At 68.2% G+C, this 21,941-nt stretch carries 23 protein-coding genes; 13 read left to right on the top strand and 10 right to left on the bottom strand.

What is annotated here, in order from left to right; genetic code table 11:
• Positions 1-211: 211 nt before the first annotated feature.
• Positions 212-1,003, bottom strand: coding sequence for a rhomboid family intramembrane serine protease (locus ACSVC7_RS10310; protein WP_448202888.1), 792 nt, complete (start codon positions 1,001-1,003; stop codon positions 212-214).
• A 295-nt stretch (positions 1,004-1,298) separates the two neighbouring features.
• On the opposite strand from ACSVC7_RS10310, the gene ACSVC7_RS10305 reads away from it, so the two are divergent.
• Positions 1,299-2,333 carry an extracellular catalytic domain type 2 short-chain-length polyhydroxyalkanoate depolymerase gene (locus ACSVC7_RS10305; protein ID WP_448202889.1) on the top strand — a complete coding sequence of 345 codons (1,035 nt, stop codon included), beginning with the start codon at positions 1,299-1,301 and terminating at the stop codon, positions 2,331-2,333.
• Between the two features lie 77 nt (positions 2,334-2,410).
• Here the strand turns inward: ACSVC7_RS10305 and eno are convergent, their stop codons facing one another.
• Entirely contained in the window at positions 2,411-3,688 is a 1,278-nt protein-coding gene (eno, locus tag ACSVC7_RS10300; protein ID WP_448202890.1) for a phosphopyruvate hydratase, read from the bottom strand.
• A gap of 296 nt (positions 3,689-3,984) precedes the next feature.
• On the opposite strand from eno, the gene pqqA reads away from it, so the two are divergent.
• The 5 genes from pqqA to pqqE are packed head-to-tail and all read left to right on the top strand — an operon-like array spanning position 3,985 to position 7,229.
• Positions 3,985-4,065 (top strand): pyrroloquinoline quinone precursor peptide PqqA, encoded by an 81-nt coding sequence (gene pqqA, locus ACSVC7_RS10295; protein ID WP_014240199.1) that lies wholly within the window; start codon positions 3,985-3,987, stop codon positions 4,063-4,065.
• A 59-nt stretch (positions 4,066-4,124) separates the two neighbouring features.
• Positions 4,125-5,054 (top strand): pyrroloquinoline quinone biosynthesis protein PqqB, encoded by a 930-nt coding sequence (gene pqqB, locus ACSVC7_RS10290; protein ID WP_448202891.1) that lies wholly within the window; start codon positions 4,125-4,127, stop codon positions 5,052-5,054.
• Positions 5,051-5,827, top strand: coding sequence for a pyrroloquinoline-quinone synthase PqqC (gene pqqC / locus ACSVC7_RS10285; protein WP_448202892.1), 777 nt, complete (start codon positions 5,051-5,053; stop codon positions 5,825-5,827). Before pqqB ends, pqqC begins: the two co-directional genes overlap by 4 nt.
• A gap of 8 nt (positions 5,828-5,835) precedes the next feature.
• Entirely contained in the window at positions 5,836-6,126 is a 291-nt protein-coding gene (gene pqqD, locus ACSVC7_RS10280; protein WP_448202893.1) for a pyrroloquinoline quinone biosynthesis peptide chaperone PqqD, read from the top strand.
• Positions 6,123-7,229, top strand: coding sequence for a pyrroloquinoline quinone biosynthesis protein PqqE (gene pqqE, locus ACSVC7_RS10275; RefSeq protein WP_448202894.1), 1,107 nt, complete (start codon positions 6,123-6,125; stop codon positions 7,227-7,229). Before pqqD ends, pqqE begins: the two co-directional genes overlap by 4 nt.
• A gap of 110 nt (positions 7,230-7,339) precedes the next feature.
• Here pqqE and ACSVC7_RS10270 read toward each other — a convergent pair whose 3' ends face one another.
• From ACSVC7_RS10270 to tpiA, 6 genes are all read right to left on the bottom strand, one after another.
• A complete protein-coding gene (locus ACSVC7_RS10270; RefSeq protein ID WP_448202895.1) occupies positions 7,340-7,780 on the bottom strand; it encodes a ComEA family DNA-binding protein in 441 nt (146 codons plus the stop codon).
• 115 nt (positions 7,781-7,895) lie between these two features.
• Positions 7,896-8,723 (bottom strand): 3-deoxy-8-phosphooctulonate synthase, encoded by an 828-nt coding sequence (gene kdsA, locus ACSVC7_RS10265; RefSeq protein WP_448202896.1) that lies wholly within the window; start codon positions 8,721-8,723, stop codon positions 7,896-7,898.
• A 219-nt stretch (positions 8,724-8,942) separates the two neighbouring features.
• Positions 8,943-9,638: a dienelactone hydrolase family protein gene (locus tag ACSVC7_RS10260; RefSeq protein WP_448202897.1), complete on the bottom strand. Its 696-nt coding sequence runs from the start codon at positions 9,636-9,638 to the stop codon at positions 8,943-8,945.
• Positions 9,639-9,777: 139 nt separating this feature from the next.
• Positions 9,778-11,406, bottom strand: a complete 1,629-nt coding sequence (gene pyrG / locus ACSVC7_RS10255; RefSeq protein WP_448202898.1) for a CTP synthase — start codon at positions 11,404-11,406, stop codon at positions 9,778-9,780.
• A gap of 151 nt (positions 11,407-11,557) precedes the next feature.
• Positions 11,558-11,887: a preprotein translocase subunit SecG gene (secG, locus tag ACSVC7_RS10250; RefSeq protein WP_448202899.1), complete on the bottom strand. Its 330-nt coding sequence runs from the start codon at positions 11,885-11,887 to the stop codon at positions 11,558-11,560.
• A 128-nt stretch (positions 11,888-12,015) separates the two neighbouring features.
• Positions 12,016-12,771, bottom strand: a complete 756-nt coding sequence (tpiA, locus tag ACSVC7_RS10245; protein ID WP_448202900.1) for a triose-phosphate isomerase — start codon at positions 12,769-12,771, stop codon at positions 12,016-12,018.
• 227 nt (positions 12,772-12,998) lie between these two features.
• Here tpiA and ACSVC7_RS10240 point away from each other — a divergent pair, with 227 nt between their 5' ends.
• The 3 genes from ACSVC7_RS10240 to ACSVC7_RS10230 all read left to right on the top strand — a co-directional run bounded on the left by ACSVC7_RS10240 (position 12,999) and on the right by ACSVC7_RS10230 (position 17,451).
• The gene (locus ACSVC7_RS10240) at positions 12,999-14,888 is read left to right on the top strand and encodes a SurA N-terminal domain-containing protein (RefSeq protein ID WP_448202901.1); all 1,890 of its coding nucleotides are present in this window, start codon (positions 12,999-13,001) and stop codon (positions 14,886-14,888) included.
• A gap of 222 nt (positions 14,889-15,110) precedes the next feature.
• On the top strand, positions 15,111-16,622 hold the full coding sequence (gene trpE / locus ACSVC7_RS10235) for an anthranilate synthase component I (protein ID WP_448202902.1): 1,512 nt from the start codon (positions 15,111-15,113) through the stop codon (positions 16,620-16,622).
• Between the two features lie 16 nt (positions 16,623-16,638).
• Complete coding sequence (locus tag ACSVC7_RS10230) at positions 16,639-17,451, top strand: hypothetical protein (RefSeq protein WP_448202903.1); 813 nt, start codon at positions 16,639-16,641, stop codon at positions 17,449-17,451.
• On the opposite strand, the gene ACSVC7_RS10225 is transcribed toward ACSVC7_RS10230, so the two are convergent.
• Complete coding sequence (locus ACSVC7_RS10225) at positions 17,439-17,645, bottom strand: heavy-metal-associated domain-containing protein (protein ID WP_448202904.1); 207 nt, start codon at positions 17,643-17,645, stop codon at positions 17,439-17,441. The genes ACSVC7_RS10230 and ACSVC7_RS10225 overlap by 13 nt on opposite strands.
• 31 nt (positions 17,646-17,676) lie before the next feature.
• Complete coding sequence (locus ACSVC7_RS10220) at positions 17,677-18,822, bottom strand: divergent polysaccharide deacetylase family protein (RefSeq protein ID WP_448202905.1); 1,146 nt, start codon at positions 18,820-18,822, stop codon at positions 17,677-17,679.
• Positions 18,823-18,940: 118 nt separating this feature from the next.
• On the opposite strand from ACSVC7_RS10220, the gene ACSVC7_RS10215 reads away from it, so the two are divergent.
• From ACSVC7_RS10215 to trpC, 4 genes are all read left to right on the top strand, one after another.
• On the top strand, positions 18,941-19,387 hold the full coding sequence (locus ACSVC7_RS10215) for an STY0301 family protein (protein ID WP_448203170.1): 447 nt from the start codon (positions 18,941-18,943) through the stop codon (positions 19,385-19,387).
• Between the two features lie 99 nt (positions 19,388-19,486).
• Positions 19,487-20,092, top strand: a complete 606-nt coding sequence (locus ACSVC7_RS10210) for an anthranilate synthase component II (RefSeq protein WP_448202906.1) — start codon at positions 19,487-19,489, stop codon at positions 20,090-20,092.
• Positions 20,089-21,144: an anthranilate phosphoribosyltransferase gene (gene trpD, locus ACSVC7_RS10205; RefSeq protein WP_448202907.1), complete on the top strand. Its 1,056-nt coding sequence runs from the start codon at positions 20,089-20,091 to the stop codon at positions 21,142-21,144. The genes ACSVC7_RS10210 and trpD overlap by 4 nt, the downstream gene beginning before the upstream one ends.
• Entirely contained in the window at positions 21,141-21,935 is a 795-nt protein-coding gene (gene trpC / locus ACSVC7_RS10200) for an indole-3-glycerol phosphate synthase TrpC (RefSeq protein ID WP_448202908.1), read from the top strand. Before trpD ends, trpC begins: the two co-directional genes overlap by 4 nt.
• The last annotated feature ends 6 nt before the right edge of the window (positions 21,936-21,941 follow it).

Below are 21,941 nucleotides of genomic sequence, written 5' to 3'. Positions count from 1 at the left end.
AGTGCCCACTGGATGCAGGCAAGGGACAGGTGACGCGAGTTTGGTAAATGAAAGATAAAGATTGCGCTACATCACAGGAATGCCACCGGAAATTACCCCCTTTGCGCTGGACTGTGGCCGGCAGCGCTCACAAACACCGGGGGATGCGGACGGCGCTCGAAGGCGCAGGGCGGCCCTGAATCAGCGTGGAAAATGGAACGGTGAAGGACTGTTACCGGAAGGGCCGGCGGCGGTCGCCCGCGTCGGGAACGCTGCCCCGGCGGATCGGCGTGCCGGGCGGCAGGACGGCGAAGGCCGGGCTGTGCGCCGGCGTCATCAGCGGAACCTCCGGACGCTTGAAGAAGGGGATCAGGACAGCCCCGGTCACGAAACCGCCGACATGCGCCCAGAAGGCCACGCCGCCACCCTCGTCGCTCGTCGGGGTGGTGACGCCGCTGAGGATCTGGCCGGCGAACCAGACGCCGAGAACCAGCACGGCCGGCACCGTGATGATGCGCACGATGATGATGAACCAAAACAGCACACCGACGTTGGCGCGGGGGTGCAGCACCAGGTAGGCCCCCAGCACCCCGCCGATGGCACCGCTCGCCCCCAGCATGGGAATCTCGGAGGTCGGATGGGCAATGCTCTGCGTCAGGGCCGCCGCCGTCCCGCACAGCAGGTAGAAGACGACGAAGCGGACCCGCCCCATGCTGTCTTCCACGTTGTTCCCGAAAATCCAGAAATACAGCATGTTGCCGGCGAGGTGCAGGAAGCCACCGTGCATGAACATCGACGTCACGATGGACAGCCAGGGCGGAATCACCCGCAAGGGCTCCGGCAACTCGGCGTGGCCGAACAGCACCGCCGGAATGACGCCGAAGGAATAGACCGCAAGCTCTCCCCCCGGCCGCCCCAGCGAGGCCTGCCACAGATAGACCAGCACGCACAGGACGATCACGCCGATGGTGACCACCGGCGTGCGCCGCGTCGGGTTGTCGTCGTACAGCGGAATGAAGAACATCGGCCGGGCTTTCGGTTGGGGCGCCAGCGGTCGGATCCGCCCTTCACCGAACGCCCTTCACCAGACGATGGTCCCGCGATCGGGTTCCGCCAAGTTCCCCTGGTGTCGCATGGGGCGGCGTGCCGCGAGCCGTGGACCGCCACCTCCCCATCGGCGCGAGTACAATTGTATTGTGTTAAATCAGAGGTGGACTCCCGTGGTTGCTTTGCTACGCTGCACCGCAGCGAAGATGCCCGCCGAAATTCCGCGTTGCGGCAGGCTCAGCGCGAAGCAACACCCCTGGGAGGTAAGGCACATGTCCCCGACTCGGATCCTCGGCGCGGCCGCCGTCGCGCTCTCCACCATCCTGACGGTTCCGGCGCTGGCCGATCAGCCGATCAAGCTGCCGAAGCTGAACATCGACGCGAAGCAGACCACGACATCCGGCGTGTCGTCCGGCGCCTACATGGCGACGCAGATGCACGTGGCCTATTCCGACGTGGTGGCCGGCGCCGCCCTGGTGGCCGGCGGCCCGTATGGCTGCGCCGACAACATCCCCGGCACCCTGCCCGCCGAGGTGGCCCTGTACCGCTGCATGGCGACGACGGCGGGCAAGCCGGACCTCGGCCAGCTCGTCCAGAACGTGCAATCGCGCGAGAAGATGGGCAGCATCGCCAACCTGAACAATCTGAAGACGTCGCGCGTCTACCTGTTCAACGGCGTCAAGGACACGGTGGTCACCACCCCGGTCGTGCAGGCGGCGGATCAGCTCTACCGCGCCCTGAAGGTGCCGGCTGACAACATCAAGTTCGTCAGCAACCCGGACGCGGAACATGCCTTCGTCACCAGCAACTACGGCTCGGCCTGCGATTTCCTGGGCGCCAACTATCTCAACAACTGCAACTACGACCAGGCCGGCGCGCTGTTGTCGCACCTCTACCCGGACGTGAAGACGCCGAACGCCGAGCAGGCCAACGCCCAGCCGGTGAAGTTCTCCCAGGTCGAGTACATCGGCGACCAGAGCCGTTCCGGCATGCTGGAATACGGCTACGTCTACATCCCCGAATCCTGCGCCAACGGCCAGGCCTGCCGCCTGCACATCGCCTTCCACGGCTGCGAGATGTCGGCGGAGAAGATCGGCGACGCTTTCGCCGTCCACGCCGGCTACAACCGCTGGGCGGACGTGAACAACATCGTCGTGCTGTACCCGCAGATCAAGCACAGCGCCAAGCCGACCTCCAACCCGAAGGGCTGCTGGGACTGGTTCGCCTACACCGGCTACGACTACAACCAGAAGAGCGGCATCCAGCCGACCGCCATCCGCAAGATGATCGCGGCTTTGGCGAAGTAAGCCGCGCCCCCTTGGGGGACGGCAAAGAAAAAGCCCCTCCCCGGTGTTCCGGGGAGGGGCTTTTCCGTTTGCGAAACTTAGGCCTTCAGGATGCCGCGGCCGGCGAAGCGGGCGGCGGTGCCCAGCATCTCCTCGATGCGGATCAGCTGGTTGTACTTGGCCAGACGGTCGGAGCGCGACAGCGAGCCGGTCTTGATCTGGCCGCAGTTGGTGGCGACCGCCAGATCGGCGATGGTGCTGTCCTCGGTCTCGCCGGAGCGGTGCGACAGGACGGCCGTGTAGCCGGCCTTGTGGGCCATGTCCACGGCTTCCAGCGTCTCCGACAGGGTGCCGATCTGGTTGACCTTGACGAGGATCGAGTTGCCGACCCCCTTCTTGATGCCCTCGGCCAGACGCGCCGGGTTGGTCACGAACAGGTCGTCGCCGACCAGCTGGACCTTCTTGCCGATGGCGTCGGTCAGGGCCTTCCAGCCTTCCCAATCATCCTCGGACATGCCGTCCTCGATGGAGATGATCGGGTAGCGGCCGACCAGATCCTCCCAGTACTTGACCATCTGCTCCGGAGCGAGCGACTTGCCCTCGCCGGCCAGCTCGTACTTGCCGTTCTTGAAGAACTCGGTGGAGGCGGCGTCGAGCGCCAGCATCACGTCGTCGCCCGGCTTGTAGCCGGCGGCCTCGATGGCCTTCATCACGAAGCCCAGCGCCTCGTCGGTGCTGGCGAGGTTCGGGGCGAAGCCGCCCTCGTCGCCGACGTTGGTGTTGTGGCCGGCGTCCTTGAGCTTCTTCTTGAGCGCCTGGAAGATCTCGGAGCCCATGCGGATGGCCTCGGCGCCGGAGACGGCGCCGACCGGCATGATCATGAACTCCTGGATGTCGATCGGGTTGTCGGCGTGGGCGCCGCCGTTGATGATGTTCATCATCGGCACCGGCAGCAGGTTGGCGAAGGCGCCGCCGACATAGCGGAACAGCGGCAGCGCCGCTTCCTCGGCCGAGGCCTTGGCGACCGCCAGCGACACGCCCAGGATGGCGTTGGCGCCCAGGCGGGCCTTGTTGGGCGTTCCGTCCAGTTCGATCATCGCCAAGTCGATGGCGCGCTGGTTGGAGGCGTCGAGACCCGCCAGGGTGTCGTAGATCTCGCCGTTCACCGACTCCACGGCCTTCAGCACGCCCTTGCCGCCGAAGCGGGCCTTGTCGCCGTCGCGCAGCTCCACCGCCTCATGCGCGCCGGTCGAGGCACCCGACGGGACGGCGGCGCGGCCGAACGCACCGGACTCCAGCAGGACGTCGACCTCGACGGTCGGGTTGCCGCGGCTGTCCAGGATCTCGCGGGCGTGAATTTCGGTAATGGCGCTCATGGTTTGGTTCTTCCTCCGCGTTGCGCGCGTATTCCAGGCGAAAAAGAAGCGCGCGGGCTTGATACCCCCCCGGAACAGGGGATGCAAGGCCGCAGGGACGGAAAAGGCGACGGGGCAGGACCGTCGGACGGATACATCGTCCTACCCGGTTGCGACGGGCGCCTCCTTCCAAAGTCGCATAGACCCGCTCCGCCCCGAACCTTAGCGTTCTACTGTTCGCCAGCCGGCGAACGGACCGCCCCCAAGGCCACCCCCCAAGGGCATCCCAAGGGCAACCCCACGCGGAGGAACGCAGCATGAAGACCTGGCGCAAGCCCCAGATCGTCGAGATCGCCGTCGGCACCGAAATCAACGCCTACGCCTGCGCCCGCCTCTGAGCGCGGCGACCCTTGTGCGAAACCCGTTGCCTGACGCCTTTTGAAGGGGAAATGACCCCATGCTGAAGATCCTGGTCCTCGGCTCCGCGGCGGGCGGCGGGTTTCCGCAATGGAACTGCAATTGCGAGGGCTGCCGCCGCGCCCGCTCCGGCGATCCAGCGGCCAAGCCGCGCACCCAGTCGTCGCTGGCCGTCAGCGGCGGCGATGGCCGCTGGGCGCTGCTGAACGCTTCGCCCGACCTCGGCCACCAGATTCTGGCGAACCCGGCCCTGCACCCCCAGGCCGGCATCCGCCACAGCCCCATCTCCGCGGCGGTCCTGACCAACGCCGACATCGACCATGTCGCGGGCCTGCTGACCCTGCGCGAGTCCCAGCCCTTCGCCATCTACGCGACGGAGCGGGTGCACAAGGTGCTCGCCGCCAATTCCGTCTTCCGCGTGGTGAACCCGGAGCTGGTGCCGCGCCGCACGGTGGCGCTGGACAAGCCCTATGTTCCGGCAGACGCGGACGGCGTTCCCCTGCCCTTTGAGATCGAGGCCTTCGCCGTTCCGGGCAAGATCGCGCTGTATCTGGAGGATCCGTCGGCCGCCGGCTTCGGCTCGGTCGCGGAAGACACGGTGGCTTTGCGCATCCGCGACACCGGCAGCGACGCGGAGTTCTTCTACATTCCCGGCTGTTCGGCCATGCCCGGCTGGCTGGCCGACCGGCTGCGCGGCGCGGCGCTGGTTCTGTTCGACGGCACCACCTGGACCGACGACGAGATGATCCGCGCCGGCACCGGGACCAAGACCGGCCAGCGCATGGGCCACATGGCGATGTCCGGGCCGGAGGGCTCCATCGCCGCCTTCGCCGGGCTGGGCGTGCGCCGCAAGGTTTTCGTGCATATAAACAATACCAATCCGGCACTGCTTGACGACTCGCCCGAACGAGCCGCGGCTGAAGGTGCCGGCTGGGAGATCGCTCAAGACGGGATGGAGTTCACCCTATGACCAGACTGCTGTCGCGCGAGGAACTGGAGAGCGAACTGCGCGCCATTGGCGAACGCCAGTACCATGATTTGCACCCGTTCCACAAACTGCTGCACGGCGGCAAGCTGAAGCGCGGACAGGTCCAGGCCTGGGCGCTGAACCGCTTCTATTATCAGGTCTCGATCCCGAAGAAGGATCTGGCGCTGATGGCGCGCATGGACGACCCCGCCCTGCGCCGCGCCTGGATCCAGCGCGTGCTCGACCACGACGGCTTCGGCGAGAGCCGGCAGCGCGAGGAAGGCAAGGTCGGCGGCATCGAGCGCTGGCTGCGCCTGACCGACGGGCTGGGCCTGGACCGCGACTATGTCTGCTCGCTGAAGGGCATCCTGCCGGCGACCCGCTACGCCGTGGACTCCTACGTCAACTTCGTCTCGACCAAGAGCACGCTGGAGGCCATCGCCTCCTCCCTGACGGAGCTGTTCGCCCCGGCCATCCACCGGGAGCGGATCGCGGGCTTCGAGGCCTATTACGCCTTTGCCAACGACGCCACTCTCTCCTACTTCCGCAAGCGCCTGGACGAGGCGCCGCGCGACGTGGAGTTCGGGCTGCAGTACGTGCTCGACAACGCCCGCACGCCGGAGCAGCAGCAGCAAGTGATCGCCGCGCTCCGCCACAAGGCGGAGCTTCTGTGGGCGCAGCTGGACGCCCTGCACCACGCCTACGTCTCGCCCGGCCTCATCCCGCCCGGCGCCTTCGTGCCGGACGACATGGAGCCGACGGTCTACACGCGATGAGCGGGCCCATGACCGGGGCCGGCGTGACCGAAGACGACCGGGTGCGCCTCGCACCCGGCGTCATGCTCCGCCAGGACCGGACGCGCGACCAATGGCAACTGCTGGGGCCGGAGCGCGTGCTGGTCCTGGACGAGATCGCGCTCGACGTGGTGCGCGCCGCGACCGGCGCCCCACCGGTGACGGTGCGGGAGGCCATCGACGCGCTGGCCCGGCAGTTCGACGCGCCGCGCGACGAAATCGCCACCGATGTGCTGGACGTGCTGACCGACATGATCGCGAAGGGGTTCCTGACCCGATGAGCACCTGTGGCCCCACGACCGGACTTGAGCCGCCGCTGGCCATCCTGGCGGAGTTGACCCACCGCTGCCCGCTGCGCTGCGTCTACTGCTCCAACCCCCTTGCCCTCGACCCGGCAAGCAAGGAACTGGACACGGAAACGTGGTGCCGCGTGCTGGACGAGGCCGCCGACCTGGGCGTCATCCAGGTGCATTTCTCGGGCGGCGAGCCGACGGCGCGCAAGGATCTGGAGCAGCTTATCCAGCACGCCACGCGGGTGGGGCTGTACAGCAACCTCATCACCTCGGCCGTGCTGCTCGACCGGGCGCGGCTGGAGCGGCTGCGCGATGCCGGGCTCCAGCATGTGCAGATCGGTTTCCAGGACACCGTTGCCCCGAAGGCCGAACTCATCAGCGGCTTTCCGGGCGGCCATCCGAAGAAGCTGGAGGTGGCGCGCGACGTCACCGACCTCGGCCTCGCGCTGACGGTCAACGCCATCGTCCAGCGCCACAACATCGACCGGGTCGACGACTTCATCGACCTCGCGCTGGACCTGAAGGCCGGGCGCATCGAGATCGCCAACGTCCAGTATTACGGATGGGCGCTGAAGAATCGCGGCGCGCTGATGCCCACACACGAGCAGCTGATCCGCATGGACGAGGCCGTGCGCGCCCGCCTGCCGGAGCTGAAGGGCCGGCTGGTTGTGGATTACGTGGTGCCCGACTATTACGGCAAGCGGCCGAAGGCCTGCATGGGCGGCTGGGGCCGCAAGTTCATGAACGTCTCCCCCAGCGGCAAGGCCCTGCCCTGCCACGCCGCCGAGACCATCCCCGGCATGGCCTTCGACAGCGTGACCGAGCGGTCGCTTGGCGACATCTGGGCGAACTCCGCCGCCTTCCAGCGCTACCGCGGCACCGACTGGATGCCCAAGCCCTGCCGAAGCTGCGACCAGAAGGAGGTCGACTGGGGCGGCTGCCGCTGTCAGGCGCTGGCGCTCACTGGCAACGCCGACAACGCCGACCCGGTGTGCGAGCTGTCCGACCACCATGGCCTGCTCGCCGGGATCACGGCGACCGACGGCGGAACGGATCAGGTGCCGTTCACCTACCGGAGCTTCAGCCTGTAAGTCAGTCACATCGTAGGTTGGGTTGAGCGCAAGCGAAACCCAACATCGTCGGCATTGCGCCCTGTGTTGGGTTTCGGCTGCGCCTCAACCCAACCTACGATTGTCTCCCATCACTTCTTGACCTGACCGGCCGCTGCGGTGTTCTTGCTGCCGCCCACCGCCGCGATCTGGTCCTTGATCCCGCTGTAGACGTTCGACGGGACGATCTTCTTGCTCACCAGCTCGTCCTTCGAGCGGTAGGGGCGGTTCTTGACGATGGCGTCGGAGCGTGCCTCGCCGATGCCCGGCAACGTCATCAGTTCGTCCTTGCTGGCCGAATTGATGTCGATGACCTTGGACTTCGAGGTCGAAGCGCCGGAGCCGGTCGCGGTGGACGGCGCGGCCGTCGATCCGCTGGTGCCCGGCGGCATGGGCTTCGCCTGCGGCACGGGCGGTGACGCGGGCTGCGTCCGGGTGGTCGTGGAGGGGCTGGTTGTCGTCGATTGCGCCAGCGCCGGAACGGCGATCAGGGCTCCGATGGCGGCGATGGCGCAGAGGCGGGTCAGCTTCATGGCGTCCTCCATATCTGGACACTCGCGAGCGCTCCACCGTAAGCGCGGCGCTCGCGATGCCAAGGCAACGCCTCCCGACCCGGAGACGTTCCCGACGCCATGGATTCTCGCCTTTTTACGACTTCGCGAGGCGGTCGAAGGCCTGGAGGCGGGCCAGGAGGGCCGGCATCTCCTTCAGCGGGACCATGTTCGGGCCGTCGCTGGGGGCACAGTCGGGGTTCTCGTGCGTCTCCATGAAGACGGCGGCCACGCCCACCGCGATGGCGGCGCGGGCCAGCACCGGCACGAACTCCCGCTGGCCGCCGGAGGTCGTCCCCTGCCCGCCCGGCTGCTGGACGGAATGGGTGGCGTCGAACACCACGGGGAAGCCCGTCTCCGCCATGATCGGCAGGGCGCGCATGTCCGACACCAGCGTGTTGTAGCCGAAGCTGGCGCCGCGCTCGCACAGCAGCACCTTTTCGTTGCCCGACGCGACCAGCTTGGCGGCGACGTTCTTCATGTCCCAGGGGGCGAGGAACTGGCCCTTCTTCACGTTCACCGCCCGCCCGGTCTTGGCCGCCGCGACCAGCAGGTCGGTCTGCCGGCACAGGAAGGCCGGGATCTGCAGCACGTCCACCGCCTCGGCCACCGGGGCGCACTGTTCGGACTCATGCACGTCGGTGATGACGGGGCAGCCGAACCGCTCCCGCACCTCGGCGAAGATCGGCAGCGCCTTGTCCATGCCGAGGCCGCGCGCGGTGGCGATGGAGGTACGGTTGGCCTTGTCGAAGGAGGACTTGTAGATCAGGCCGATGCCCAGCTTGCCGGTCATCTCCACCAGCGCCGCCGCCATCTCCAGCGCGTGATCGCGGCTTTCCATCTGGCACGGGCCGGCGATCAGCGTGAAGGGCCGATCGTTGGCGATGGTCAGGTTGCCGATCTGGACGGCGCGAGGGGCGGTCATGGCGGAAACTCCGAAGGGGACTTTGAGACGGGTACTATCAGAGGAGGCCCATTCATGATGGAGGCGCTGGCCGCTGTCGAGTCCCTTGGACCATCGCGCAAGATGGAACCGTAGGTTGGGTTGAGCGCAGCGCAACCCAACGCGCGCCGCTCCGCCAGCGCTGTTGGGTTTCGCGTGCGCTCAACCCAACCTACGGTTCCTGGCCGCTCCTGACCATGCTCAGCCCATATGCTGCTTGAAGAAGGCCGCAGTGCGACCGTTGGCGAGGTCGGCGGTCTTCTGGTCGTAATGCTCGCCGCCGACGCGGGCGAAGGCGTGGTTGACGCCGGGATAGACGTGGGCGGTGACGTTGGGATTGCCCTTCACCGCGGCCAGAACCTTCTCCCGCGCGTCGGGCGGGACGAACTTGTCTTGCTCGGCGATGTGCATCAGCAGGGGCTTCCGGATGTTCGGAACCTCGCCCACTAGACTGTCCAGCCCGACGCCGTAGTAGCTGACGTTGGCGTCCGAATCGGAGCGGGTCGCCATCATGAAGGCCAGCCGCCCGCCGAGGCAGTAACCGACGGAGCCCGCCTTCCCCGTGCAGTCCGGGCTCTGGCGCAGCCACGCGAGCGTTGCCTTCAGGTCCTCCACCGCCTTGCCCTGGTCCATGCCGTTCATCAGTTCGAAGGCGCGGTTCCACTCCTCCTGGCTCTTGTCGGTCAGCTGGATGCCCGGCTGCTGGCGCCAGAACAGGTCGGGGCAGACGGCGAGGTAGCCCTGCGCGGCGAAGCCGTCGCACAGGTCGCGCATGACCGTGTTCACCCCGAAGATTTCCTGGATCACGACAAGGCCCGGCGCCGGCCCCGACGCAGGCTTGGCCACATAGGCGGAAAAGCTGCCGCCGTCGGCGGCCGGAATGCTGATGTCGCTCATGCCTCACCCTCCCGATGCGAAAAACGGGCCCGATGCGAAAAAACGGCGGCCGTTGGTTCGGCCGCCGTCTTCACTATACCCACGGGAAACGGGAAACAGGCGCGCGCGGGGGAGGAAGTCCCTCCCCCATCCGGACGGATCAGACCAGCCGGCTCTGCTCGATCGCCGCCTTGATGAAGGAGGTGAAGAGCGGGTGCGGGTCGAAGGGCTTGGACTTCAGTTCCGGGTGGAACTGCACGCCGATGAACCAGGGGTGGTCCGGGAGTTCGACGATTTCCGGCAGTTCGCCGTCGGGCGACAGGCCCGAGAACAGCATACCGACCTTCTCCAGCCGCTCCTTGTAGTAGACGTTCACCTCGTAGCGGTGGCGGTGCCGCTCGGTGATGTCGGTGGCGCCGTAGACCTCCGCGACCTTGCTGCCGGGAATCAGCTTGGCCGGGTAGGTGCCGAGGCGCATGGTGCCGCCGAGGTCGGTGCCCTCCGTGCGCTTCTCCAGCATGTTGCCGCGCATCCACTCGGTCATCAGGCCGACGACCGGGTTGCCGGGCTTGCCCAGCTCGGTCGAACCGGCGTCGACGATGCCCGCGAGGTTCCGCGCCGCCTCGATCACCGCCATCTGCATGCCGAAGCAAATCCCGAAATACGGCACCTTGCGCTCGCGCGCGAACTGGGCCGCGCGGATCTTGCCCTCGGTCCCGCGGGAGCCGAAGCCGCCCGGCACCAGGATGCCGTGCACGTTCTCCAGCTTCTGGACGGCGGTGTCGTCCTCAAAGATTTCCGAGTCGATCCAGTCCAGCTTGACCTTGACGTTGTTGGCGATGCCGCCGTGGGTCAGGGCCTCGGCCAGAGACTTGTAGCTGTCGAGCAGGCTCGTGTACTTGCCGACGACGGCGATGGTCACCTCGCCCTGCGGCTTGCGCACGCGCTCCATGATGTTGGTCCAGCGCGACAGGTCCGGCTTGCCGTCGGTCGGCAGGCCGAAATACTGCAGCACCTGGGTGTCGAAGCCTTCCTCGTGGTAGCTGATCGGCACCTGGTAGATCGAATCGACGTCCAGCGCCGCGATCACGCGCTCCGGCCGGATGTTGCAGAACAGCGCGATCTTCTTGCGCTCGTTCTCCGGGATCGGGCGGTCGGCGCGGCACAGCAGGATGTTGGCCTGGATGCCCATGCCCAGCAACTCCTTCACGGAATGCTGGGTCGGCTTGGTCTTCAGCTCGCCCGCCGTCGGGATGTAGGGCAGCAGGGTCAGGTGGATGAACAGAGCGTTCTCCGGACCGACCTCGTTGCCGAACTGGCGGATGGCTTCCAGGAAGGGCGTCGACTCGATGTCGCCGACCGTTCCGCCGATCTCGCAGAGGATAAAGTCCTCGTCCGCCGTGTCGGCGCGGATGAAGTCCTTGATCTGGTCGGTGACGTGCGGAATCACCTGCACGGTCGCGCCCAGATAGTCGCCGCGGCGCTCCTTGGCGATCACGGTCGAATAGATGCGGCCCGTGGTGATGTTGTCGCCACGGCGCGCGGCCACGCCGGTGAAGCGCTCGTAATGGCCGAGGTCGAGGTCGGTCTCAGCGCCGTCGTCGGTCACGTAGACCTCGCCGTGCTGGTACGGGCTCATCGTTCCGGGGTCGACGTTCAGATACGGGTCCAGCTTGCGGAGCCGCACCTTGTAGCCGCGCGCCTGGAGAAGCGCCCCCAGCGCCGCCGACGCCAGACCTTTGCCCAGCGAGGAAACGACGCCACCGGTGATGAAGATGTAGCGAGTCATGTCCGTCCGAAGACCTTCAGAGCCTGATCCGTTCCCCGAGAAGGGCCGCGCATCGAACAGTTGGCCTGTCCAAAACACGTTCCCCAAAGGAAAGAGGCGGCTTCGGGGGAGGCCGCCTCTCGTTCAACACCCGACCGGGACCGCGCCGAGATTACTGGGCGACGGGCGGGGCGGGCTGCGCCGGAGCGGCCGGCTGGGCGGGAGCGGCCGGCGCCGGCTGTGCCGGAAGCGTGTCGATGATCGAGGCCGGCTTCGTGTGCGTGCCGGCCAGGATCGCCAGGATCAGGCTGGTCGCCATGAAGCAGCCGGCCAGGATGCCCGTCGTCCGCGTCAGCAGGTTGGCCGTGCCGCGGGTGGTCATCATGCCGCCCATGTTGCCGCCGCCGATGCCCAGACCGCCGCCTTCCGACCGCTGGATCAGGATAACCCCGACGAGCGCCAAAGCGATCAGCAGGTGAATGACCAGAATCACCGATTCCATGCAACCCGTTCCCTTAAGGCCATCCCGACGACCCTGCGAAGGATCGCCCAAACCAACAGCGCGCCACGGACCTTGGTAGGGGCCCGTGGCGCGCGCCCACTGTATTTAGCGCGGTCCGCCGCGAGATGCTAGCGGCAACTGGTGCCGATGGCCCAGAAATCGTCCGCCTTCAGCGAGGCGCCGCCGACCAGCGCGCCATCGACGTTGTCGACCGCCATCAGCTCCGCCGCGTTGCCCGGCTTGACCGAGCCGCCGTAGAGGATCTGCACCGCATCCGGGTCGGCGACCTTGCCGGCCAGTTCGGCGCGGATGTGGGCGTGCATGTCGCGCACGTCGTCCGGCGTGGCGGTCTTGCCGGTGCCGATGGCCCACACCGGCTCGTAGGCGATGACCGTGTTGGCGGCCGTGGCGCCCTCGGGGATCGAGCCCTTGAGCTGGGTGGAGACGACGGCGTTGGCTTGGCCGGCGTCGCGCTGCTGCTCCGTCTCGCCGACGCAGATGATGGCGATCAGGCCTTCCTTGTGCGCGGCGGCGGCCTTGGCGGCGACCTGAGCGTCGGATTCGGCGTGGTCGGCGCGGCGCTCCGAATGGCCCAGGATGACGTAGCGGCAGCCGGCGTCCTTCAGCATCACCGGGCTGACGTCGCCGGTGTGCGCGCCGGAGGTCTTGGCGTGGCAGTCCTGCGCGCCGAGCGCCAGCGGGCTGTCCGTGATCGCCTCGCCGACCGGGAACAGCAGCGGGAACGGCGGGCACACCAGCATGTCGAACGGCACGGCGCCCGCACCCTTCAGCCGGCCGGCGAGATCCGACGCCAGCGCGAGCCCGTCGGCCTTCAGGCCATTCATCTTCCAGTTTCCGGCAATCAGCTTGCGGCGTGCGGCCATGGCGGTTCGGTCCTCCGGTTTTCGTTCGTTGACGATGTTCGTTGGGCGGTATGCGGCCCCTCTCCAGGCCCCCTGTCTAGCAAGGAGTGCGGGCATTTTCCACACGTCCGACCGCCCCGTTTGCGGGGAAAATGCCGGGGGAAATGGGGTGTTGCCGGGCTTTCGCGGGGTGCCTATGATGCCCAGCCCGGCCGGCCGGCCGAATTCCGCGCATTCATTCGGACACCATGCTTCAGTTCATCCGCAATTACGCCGGTTCGTGGATCGTCAAGATCCTGTTCGTGTTCCTGATCCTGAGCTTCGGCATCTGGGGCATCGGCGACGTGATCCGCAAGGGCGGCATCTCCACGACCGTCGCCTCGGTCGGCAAGGTGGACATCGACCGCGCCGAACTGGACCAGGAATTCCGCCGCCAGGTCGAACGGCTGCGCCCGATGCTGGGCGGCAACCTGACGCTGGAGCAGGCGCGCCAGTTCGGCCTGCTGGACCAGTCGCTGTCGGCGCTGGTGCAGCGCGCGCTGTACGATCAGGCGGCGCGCGATGCCGGCATCGCCGTCGGGCCGGAGGTGGTCAAGCAGCGCATCGCCGACGAGCCGGCCTTCCGCAACCCGCAGGGCCAGTTCGACCCCGCCCTGTTCCGCAGCGTGCTGCGCAACAACCAGCTGACCGAGGACGGCTACGTCGCCATCCTGCGCCGCGAGACCGCGCGCGAGCTGGTGGCCGGCGCGGTCGGCGCGGGCGTCACCCCGCCGAAGCCGCTGGTCGAGGACCTCTATCGCTATCGCGGCGAGAAGCGCGTGGCGGAGGTCATCACCCTGCCGAACGCCAGCGTCGGCGACGTCGGCGTGCCCGACGACGCGGAGTTGACCCGCTATTACGAGGACCATCAGGTCCGATTCACCGCGCCGGAATACCGCGCGCTGAGCGTCGCGCAGCTGTCCGCCGACGCGCTCGCCAAGGACATCCAGATTCCCGACGACCAGCTCCGCGCCGCCTACGAGGAGCGCGCGTCGGAGTTCGGCACGCCGGAGCGCCGCACCATCGACATGGTGCTGATCGACGACGAGGCGAAGGCCAAGCAGATCGCCGAGGCCGCCAAGACCAAGGGCCTCTCCGCCGCCGCCAAGGAGGCGGGTGCGGACACCATCACGCTCGACAACGTTGGCCGCAACGAGCTGCCGGAACTGGGCGATGCCGCCTTCGGGCTGGCCCAGGGCGCCGTCGGCGGGCCGTACAAGAGCGGACTCGGCTGGCACGTCCTGACCGTGACGGCCATCCAGCCGGGCGCCACCAAGAGCTTCGATGAGGTGCGCGGCCAACTGCTCGCCGAGATGCAGAAGGAGAAGGCGCTCGACTCCGTCTACTCCATCGCGAACCGTGTCGAGGACCAGCTCGCCAGCGGCGCGTCGCTGGACGAGGTCGCGCAGGCCCAGGGCCTGAAGGTGACCAAGATCGCCGCCGTGGACAGCAACGGCAAGGCGCCGGACGGCAAGGACGCCGCCCCCGGCCTGCCCGACCTGCCGAACATGCTGAAGGCCGCCTTCCAGCTCGCGTCGGGCGCCACCTCCAGCCTGACGGAGGGCGCCAACAACGTCTTCTTCGCCGTGCGCGTGGACGGCGTGACTCCGGCCAAGGTCAAGCCGCTGGCCGACGTCCGCAACGAGGTCGTCGCCGGCTGGCAGGAGGAGAAACGCGCCAAGCTCGCCGCCGACAAGGCGCAGGAGGTCGCGGGCAAGCTGAAGCTGGGTGCGGAGGGCGCCGCGCAGACGCTCGCCACCCAGTCCGGCGGCAAGTTCGCCATGACCACGCCCTTCGCCCGCGACGCCAAGAGCGTCGAGGGCGTCCCGGCCGAGCTGGTGCGCAAGCTGTTCGACGCCAAGCCGGGCGAGGTCGTCACCGGCTCCACCGCCGACGCCCAGGTCGTCGCCCGCCTGAAGGAGGTCATTCCGGCCGACCCGAAGGCCACCGACGCCACCGTCGCGACCGTGGAGAGCACCGTCGCCCAGGGGCTGGAAAGCGACATCATGGCCCAGTTCGGCAACGCCCTGCGCACGCAGTACCCGGTGGAGGTCCACCGCAGCCGAATCGACCAGTTCTTCGCCGCCGGTGGCCAGTAATCACGAACCAAGGCAATCGCATATGGAGAAAGCCTTTGGATCGTAAGACACCCGTCATCCCCGCGAAGGCGGGGATCCAGAGCTTTCCGTAGGTACACGTCGTGCAAAGCCCTGGATCCCCGCCTTCGCGGGGATGACGATGGTTTTACGGATGGAATCTTGCCTCCAGATGCGATTGTCCGTAATCCGCACACACCAGCTTCTTGATTGAGGGTCCGTCCCGTGAAGGTTCAGCCGGAATTCACCGCCTTCGACACCGCTTATTCGGCCGGCAAGCCGCAGGTGGTGTGGACCACGCTGGTGAGCGACCTGGAAACGCCCGTCTCCGCCTACATGAAGCTGGCCGACGGCCGTCCCTTCGGCTTCCTGCTGGAGTCGGCGGAGCGCGGGGCCGGGTCGCGCCGTGACCGCTATTCGGTGATCGGCTTCAAGCCGGACCTCGTCTGGCGCTGCCGCCGCGACCGGGCGGAGATCAACCGGCACGCCCTGCACGACGCCGACGCTTACGAGCCATTGGACGCTGCTCCGCTGGAGTCGCTGCGCGCCCTGATCAACGAAAGCCGGATCGACCTGCCCGCCGAGCTGCCGCCCATGGCCGCCGGCCTGTTCGGGTACCTGACCTACGACATGGTCCGGCTGATGGAAAAGCTGCCGGACGACAACCCGGACGAGCTGGGCATCCCCGACGCCATACTGACGCGCCCGAGCATCGTCGCCATCTTCGACAGCCACACCGATTCGGTGACGCTGGTCACCTCGGTCTGGCCGAAGCCGGGCGTCGATTCGCACGCGGCCTTTGGCGACGCGCGGGAGCGTCTGGCCGATGCCGTCACCGACCTGGAGCGCCCCCTGCCCCACCGGCGGGAGCCGCGCACCCAGAACGGCCTGCCGCTCGCCTGGACCTCCAACACGACGCGCGAGGAGTATCACGCCATCGTGGAGCGGGCGAAGGAGTACATCCGCGCCGGCGACATCTTTCAGGTCGTGCCCTCGCAGCGCATCCGCTTCCCCTTCAAGCCGTCGCCGCTGGCGCTGTACCGCACGCTGCGCCGCCTGAACCCGTCGCCCTTCCTGTTCCACTGCGACTTCGGCGACCTGACCATCGTTGGCTCCAGCCCGGAAATCCTGGTGCGCGTGCGCGACGGCAAGGTGACGATCCGCCCCATCGCCGGCACCCGCAAGCGCGGCGCCACCCCGGCGGAGGACCAGGCGCTGGCCGAGGATCTGCTGAGCGATCCCAAGGAACTGGCCGAGCATCTGATGCTGCTGGACCTCGGCCGCAACGACGTGGGCCGCGTGGCCAAGGTCGGCACGGTCAAGGTCACGCAGAAGATGATCGTGGAGCTGTACAGCCACGTCATGCACATCGTCTCCAACGTCGAAGGCGAGCTTGACCCGAAGCACGACGCGCTCGACGCGCTGGTGGCGGGCTTCCCGGCCGGCACGGTGTCGGGCGCGCCGAAGGTCCGCGCCATGGAGATCATCGACGAGCTGGAAAAAGCCCGCCGCGGCGTCTACGCCGGCTGTGTGGGCTATTTCGGCGCGTCGGGCGCCATGGACACCTGCATCGCGCTGCGCACCGCCGTGCTGAAGGACGGCATGATGTATGTCCAGGCGGGCGGCGGCGTGGTCGCCGACAGTGACCCGGAGGCCGAGTATCAGGAGACGGTCAACAAGTCGATGGCCCTGATCCGCGCCGCCGAGGAAACGGTGCGCGAAACCTCTTCGCGCTGACACCTTCCCACCCGTCATGGAATTCGATGCGGTTCTGCTGCCGCTGCTTGTGAAGGTCGCGGCGGCGGCCGTGGTCGTCGTTGCCGCCTCCATCGCCTCGGAACGGCTCGGCCCCTTCTTCGGCGGGGTGATCTCCACCCTGCCCGTCTCCACTGGGCCGGCCTATGTGCTGCTCGCCATCGAGCATGACGACCGCTTCATCGCGGCCAGCGCCCTGTCGAGCTACGTCAGCAACGGGGCGATGATCCTGTTCCTGGCCTCACTGGTGCGCATCGCGCCGCGCCATGGCATGGCCGTCACGGTGCTCGCCAGTTCGGCGCTGTGGATCGGAATCGCCGTCGCGCTGCGGTCGGCCGCCGACTGGACCTTGCCTGCGGCGATTCTCCTGGACCTCGCCTGCTATGGGATGGCTTACCTGCTCGTGCGCGGACGGCGGCAGGACGCGCCGCTGAAGAAGGCCGGCCCGCGCTGGTACGACATCCCGGCGCGGGCGGTGCTGGTCGGGGTGCTGGTCGCGGCGGTGACGACTCTCAGCCACGTCATCGGCCCGGCGGCCACGGGCATCGCGGCCATCTACCCCATCGCGCTGACCAGCCTGACGGTGATCCTGCATCAGAGGTTGGGCGGCGCGGCCGTCGCCGCCGCGATGCGCTCGGCGTTGATCACCAACCCCGGTTTCGGGCTGATGCTGCTGACCGCGCATCTGCTGGCGGAACCGCTCGGCCGGGCGGCGGCGCTGAGCGCCGCGCTGGTGGTGTCGCTGGCCTGGGCCGGCGGGGTGCTGGTCTGGCGGGCGCGAACGACCCGCCGCGCCGCTCAGGCCGCCTGACCACCGAAATCGAAGCCGGCGCCCTCGACCGCCTTCTTCACCGTGTCGGCGGGAACGCCGCCATCCACGGAGACCGTGCCGGCGGTCAGGTCCACCGCGACCTTGGCGTCCGGGGCGACTTTTGTGATCGCGTTGGTGACCGAGCGGGCGCAGCCGCCGCAGGTCATGCCATCGACCTTGTAGGTGTCAGCCATATCGTTCGTCTCCTTCTTCATCCACCGGCCTTCATCCACCGGCGTGTTGGGCGCGCACGACCGCGCTGACCGGGACCAGCACGAAGCCACGCTTCTGCACCTCCGGCAGCCAGGACGCCAGTGCCTCGATTGTCGCATCGTGCGGGTGGCCGATGGCGATGGCAAAACCCTGGTGCTTGGCGACCTGCTCCGTCTTGGCAAGCTGGGCGCGCACCGCCTGGACCGTCATCTCGTTGTCCAGGAACACGTCGCGGCCGGCGAAGGGCATCTTCAATTGCTGAGCGATGGTCAGACCGGCGCTTTTCGGAGTCGTCCGGCTGTCCAGCCACAGCAGGCCGCGCTTGGCGATCTCCGTCAGGACGGGCGCCATGGCGTTGGGGTCGGAGGTGAAGCGGCTGCCCATGTGGTTGTTCACACCCACATAGCCGTCGAAGCTGTCCAGCGCCGCTTTGGCACGCCGCAGGATTTCTCCCCTGTCGAGCTTCACCAGCAGCGCGTCGGGGCCTGGATCGGCGGTGCCGCCGGGCTCCATGGGGATGTGCAGCAGCAGTTCGTGGCCGGAGGCACGGGCGGCACGGGCCTGGGCCGACAGGTCGTGGGCGTAGGGCAGCCACGCCAGCGTCAGCGGCGCCGGCAAGGACGCCGCGCGGGTGGAGCGCTTGCGGTCGACGCCCATGTCGTCAATGACGATGGCAATGGCCGGGCGGTCCGGCGGCACCCTGGCCGGCACCGAATTCTTCTTCCACAGCGGCGTGCCGGCCGGCGGCTGCACCGGCGCGATGAGAGGCGCGATGGGCGGGGGCAGCATCGCCACTTCCGGCTTCTGCGACGGCTCCGGAACCTTCGGGGGAGGCAGCGGGGTGGGAGTCGGAGGCGCGGTCGCGGTTTCGGTTTCCGGTTCGTCGGCCGGCTGGCCCGGTTCGGGCTCGGTGACGACCTGCGGCGGCTCGGCGACGGGGGGCGGAGTCGGCTGCGCCTTGGAAGGCGGCGGTGGGGGCGGTTCCGGCCGTTGCGCGACCGTCTGCACAGTTTCGGAGGCGTCGCGTCCGATCAGGAACCGCGCGCCGAGTCCGACCGCGAAGACGGTCGCGACCGCCGCCAGCGCCAGCAGTATGGGATTGATGGACGGCGTCTTGGCCGCGGCCTTCCGGGGCTTGCGCGGCGTCTTGCTGGCCATGGGGTGGTGTCTCGAACCCGTGTTGTCTTTCGGCGCGCAGGGTGGCATCACGCCCGCGCCCCTGCAACAGCCGAGCGGGGTGGAGAAGCGCGCCAGCTGAGACTATGCTGTGACCACCATGCGAAGCCTCGCGATCATCCTCGCCACGCTGCTCGCGGCCGGCTCTGCCGTCGCGTCGGAGGTCCGCTGCCCGCCGAGCCTCACCGTGCAGGCGCAGCCGGAGGCGCCGGGTGGCTGGTCGCCCTACCCGGCCAAGGACTCGCATGTCTTCTCCACCATGTCGCTGGTGGAAGGCGACCGGGCGAAGGAGATGGCCTCCCCCGCCCCGGCGACCCTGGCGCCGGAACGCAGCCTGCGGCGTGGTCGGTCGGAAACCCAGATGTGGGACTTCATCGGCCCGCGCCGGGAGAACGTCTTCGTGATTTGCAGCTACGCCGGCACCCAGGCGACCATCGCACTGGATCTGCCGCGTGAGGTGCGCCGCTGCCAGTTCACCTTCGAGATCGACCAGCGCGGCGCCTTCGTCGAGAACCCTCGCAATCCGCCGCAGCTCGTGTGCCGGTGATGCTGGAATTTCACGGCTTCACGGGCTAGGGTACGCGCCTTGGAACAAGGCCGGAACGATGATTCGGCCCGACTGGCCGGAAGGATGCTGGGGCGCCCCATGCTGCTGCTCATCGACAATTACGACAGCTTTACCTACAACCTCGTCCATTACCTGGGCGAGCTGGGCGCCGACATCGACGTGCGCCGCAACGACAGCCTGACGGTGGAGGAGGCCCTGGCGCTCCGCCCCGACGGCATCGTCCTGTCGCCCGGCCCCTGCGACCCGGACAAGGCCGGCATCTGCCTGCCGCTGATCGACGCCGCCGCCAAGGCCGGCGTGCCGCTGATGGGCGTGTGCCTGGGCCATCAGGCCATCGGGCAGGCCTTCGGCGGCAAAGTCGTGCGCGCGCCGGTGCCGATGCACGGCAAGGTGGACCGCATGCTTCACGCCGGGCGTGGCGTGCTGAAGGGCCTGCCCTCCCCGTTCCGGGCCACCCGCTACCATTCACTGATCGTCGAGCGCGCCTCGCTGCCCTCCTGCCTGGAGGTGACGGGGGAAACCGAGGACGGCCTGATCATGGCGCTGTCCCACAAGGAGCTGCCGATCCACGGCGTGCAGTTCCACCCGGAGAGCATCGAGAGCGAGCACGGCCACACGATCCTGAAGAACTTCCTCGACGTCACGCGTCCCCCGTTCAAGTCCGGTCTGGAGAGCGCCGCATGAGCACGCCAGCCCCCCACGGCGACCTCAACGACATGAAGGCCATCATCGCCAAGGTCGCGGCCGGCAACGCCCTGTCCGAGGCGGAGGCGTCGCAGGCCTTCGACATCATCATGTCGGGCAACGCCACGCCGTCGCAGATGGGCGGCTTCCTGATGGCTCTGCGCGTGCGCGGCGAGACCGTGGACGAGATCACCGGGGCCGCCCGCGTCATGCGGTCCAAGGCCATCCCGGTCGAGGCGCCCGAAGGCACCATCGACACCTGCGGCACCGGCGGCGACGGGTCGGGCACCTACAACATCTCCACGGCCGCCGCTGTTGTGGTTGCCGCCTGCGGCGTGCCGGTCGCCAAGCACGGCAACCGCGCCATGTCGTCGAAATCGGGCGCCGCGGACGTGCTGGGAGCGCTGGGCGTCAACCTGGACTGCGACTTCGCGCTGGTGCGCAAGGCGCTGTGGGACGCGCGCATCGGCTTCCTGATGGCGCCGCGCCACCACCTCGCCATGCGCAACGTCGGCCCGACCCGCGTGGAACTGGGCACGCGCACGGTGTTCAACCTGCTGGGGCCGCTCTCCAACCCGGCCAGCGCCAAGCGCCAGGTGCTGGGCGTCTTCGCCAAGCAGTGGGTGGAGCCGCTGGCCCATGTGCTGAAGCGGCTCGGCTCCGAGGCCGCGTGGATCGTGCACGGCTCCGACGGGCTGGACGAGATCACCACCACCGGCCCGACCACCGTCGCCCAGCTGAAGAACGGCGAGGTGACCGTGTTCGAGATCGAGCCGGAACAGGCCGGCATCTTCCGCGCCCGCCCGGACGACCTGAAGGGCGGCGATGCCCATGTGAACGCGGAGGCGATCCGCGCCCTGTTCGACGGAGCCCACGGTCCCTACCGCGACATCGTCCTGCTGAACGCCGCCGCTGCGCTGTTCGTCGCGGGCAAGGCGGGCGACCTGAAGGAAGGCGTCGAACAGGCCCGCCACGCCATCGACGGCGGCGGCGCCCGCGCGGTGCTCCAGCGCCTTGTCTCCATCACCAACGAGGCGGCTGCCGCACCATGAGCGACGTTCTGACCAAGATCTGCGACGACAAGCGCGCGCTGGTCCTCGCCCGCAAGTTCGCCCGCCCCCTGTCGGAGGTGGAGGCCGCCGCCCGCGAGGCCGGGCCGACGCGCGGCTTCGTCCGCGCGCTGCGCAACACGGTCGCCGACGGGCGTTACGGCCTGATCGCCGAGATCAAGAAGGCCAGCCCGTCCAAGGGGCTGATCCGTGCCGACTTCGACCCGCCGACGCTGGCCCGCGCCTACCGCGAGGGCGGCGCCACCTGCCTGTCCGTGCTGACCGACGAGCCCTATTTCCAGGGCAAGGACGAGTATCTGGTGGCCGCCCGCGCCGCGGTGGACCTGCCGGCGCTGCGCAAGGACTTCATGGTCGATCCTTACCAGATCGCGGAGTCCCGCGCGCTGGGGGCCGACTGCATCCTGATCATCATGGCGGCGCTGAGCGACGCTCAGGCGGCGGAGCTGGAAGACGCGGCGATCGCCTGGGGCCTGGACGTGCTGGTCGAGGTGCACAACCGCGAGGAGCTGGACCGCGCGCTGGCGCTGAAGACCCCGCTGCTGGGCGTGAACAACCGGAACCTGAAGACGCTCGCGGTGGACATCGCAACGACGGAGGAGCTGGCGCGCCATGTCCCGACCGACCGCATGCTGGTGGCGGAGAGCGGGCTCTACACCCCCGCCGATCTGTCGCGCATGGCTGCCGTCGGCGCCCGCTGCTTCCTGGTCGGCGAGTCGCTGATGCGCCAGGAGGACGTGACCGCCGCCACCCGCGCCCTTCTCGCCCCCGCCTGACCCTTC

The organism is Azospirillum mesophilum, from assembly GCF_053470405.2.
This window is presented reverse-complemented; position numbering and strand designations above follow the sequence as displayed.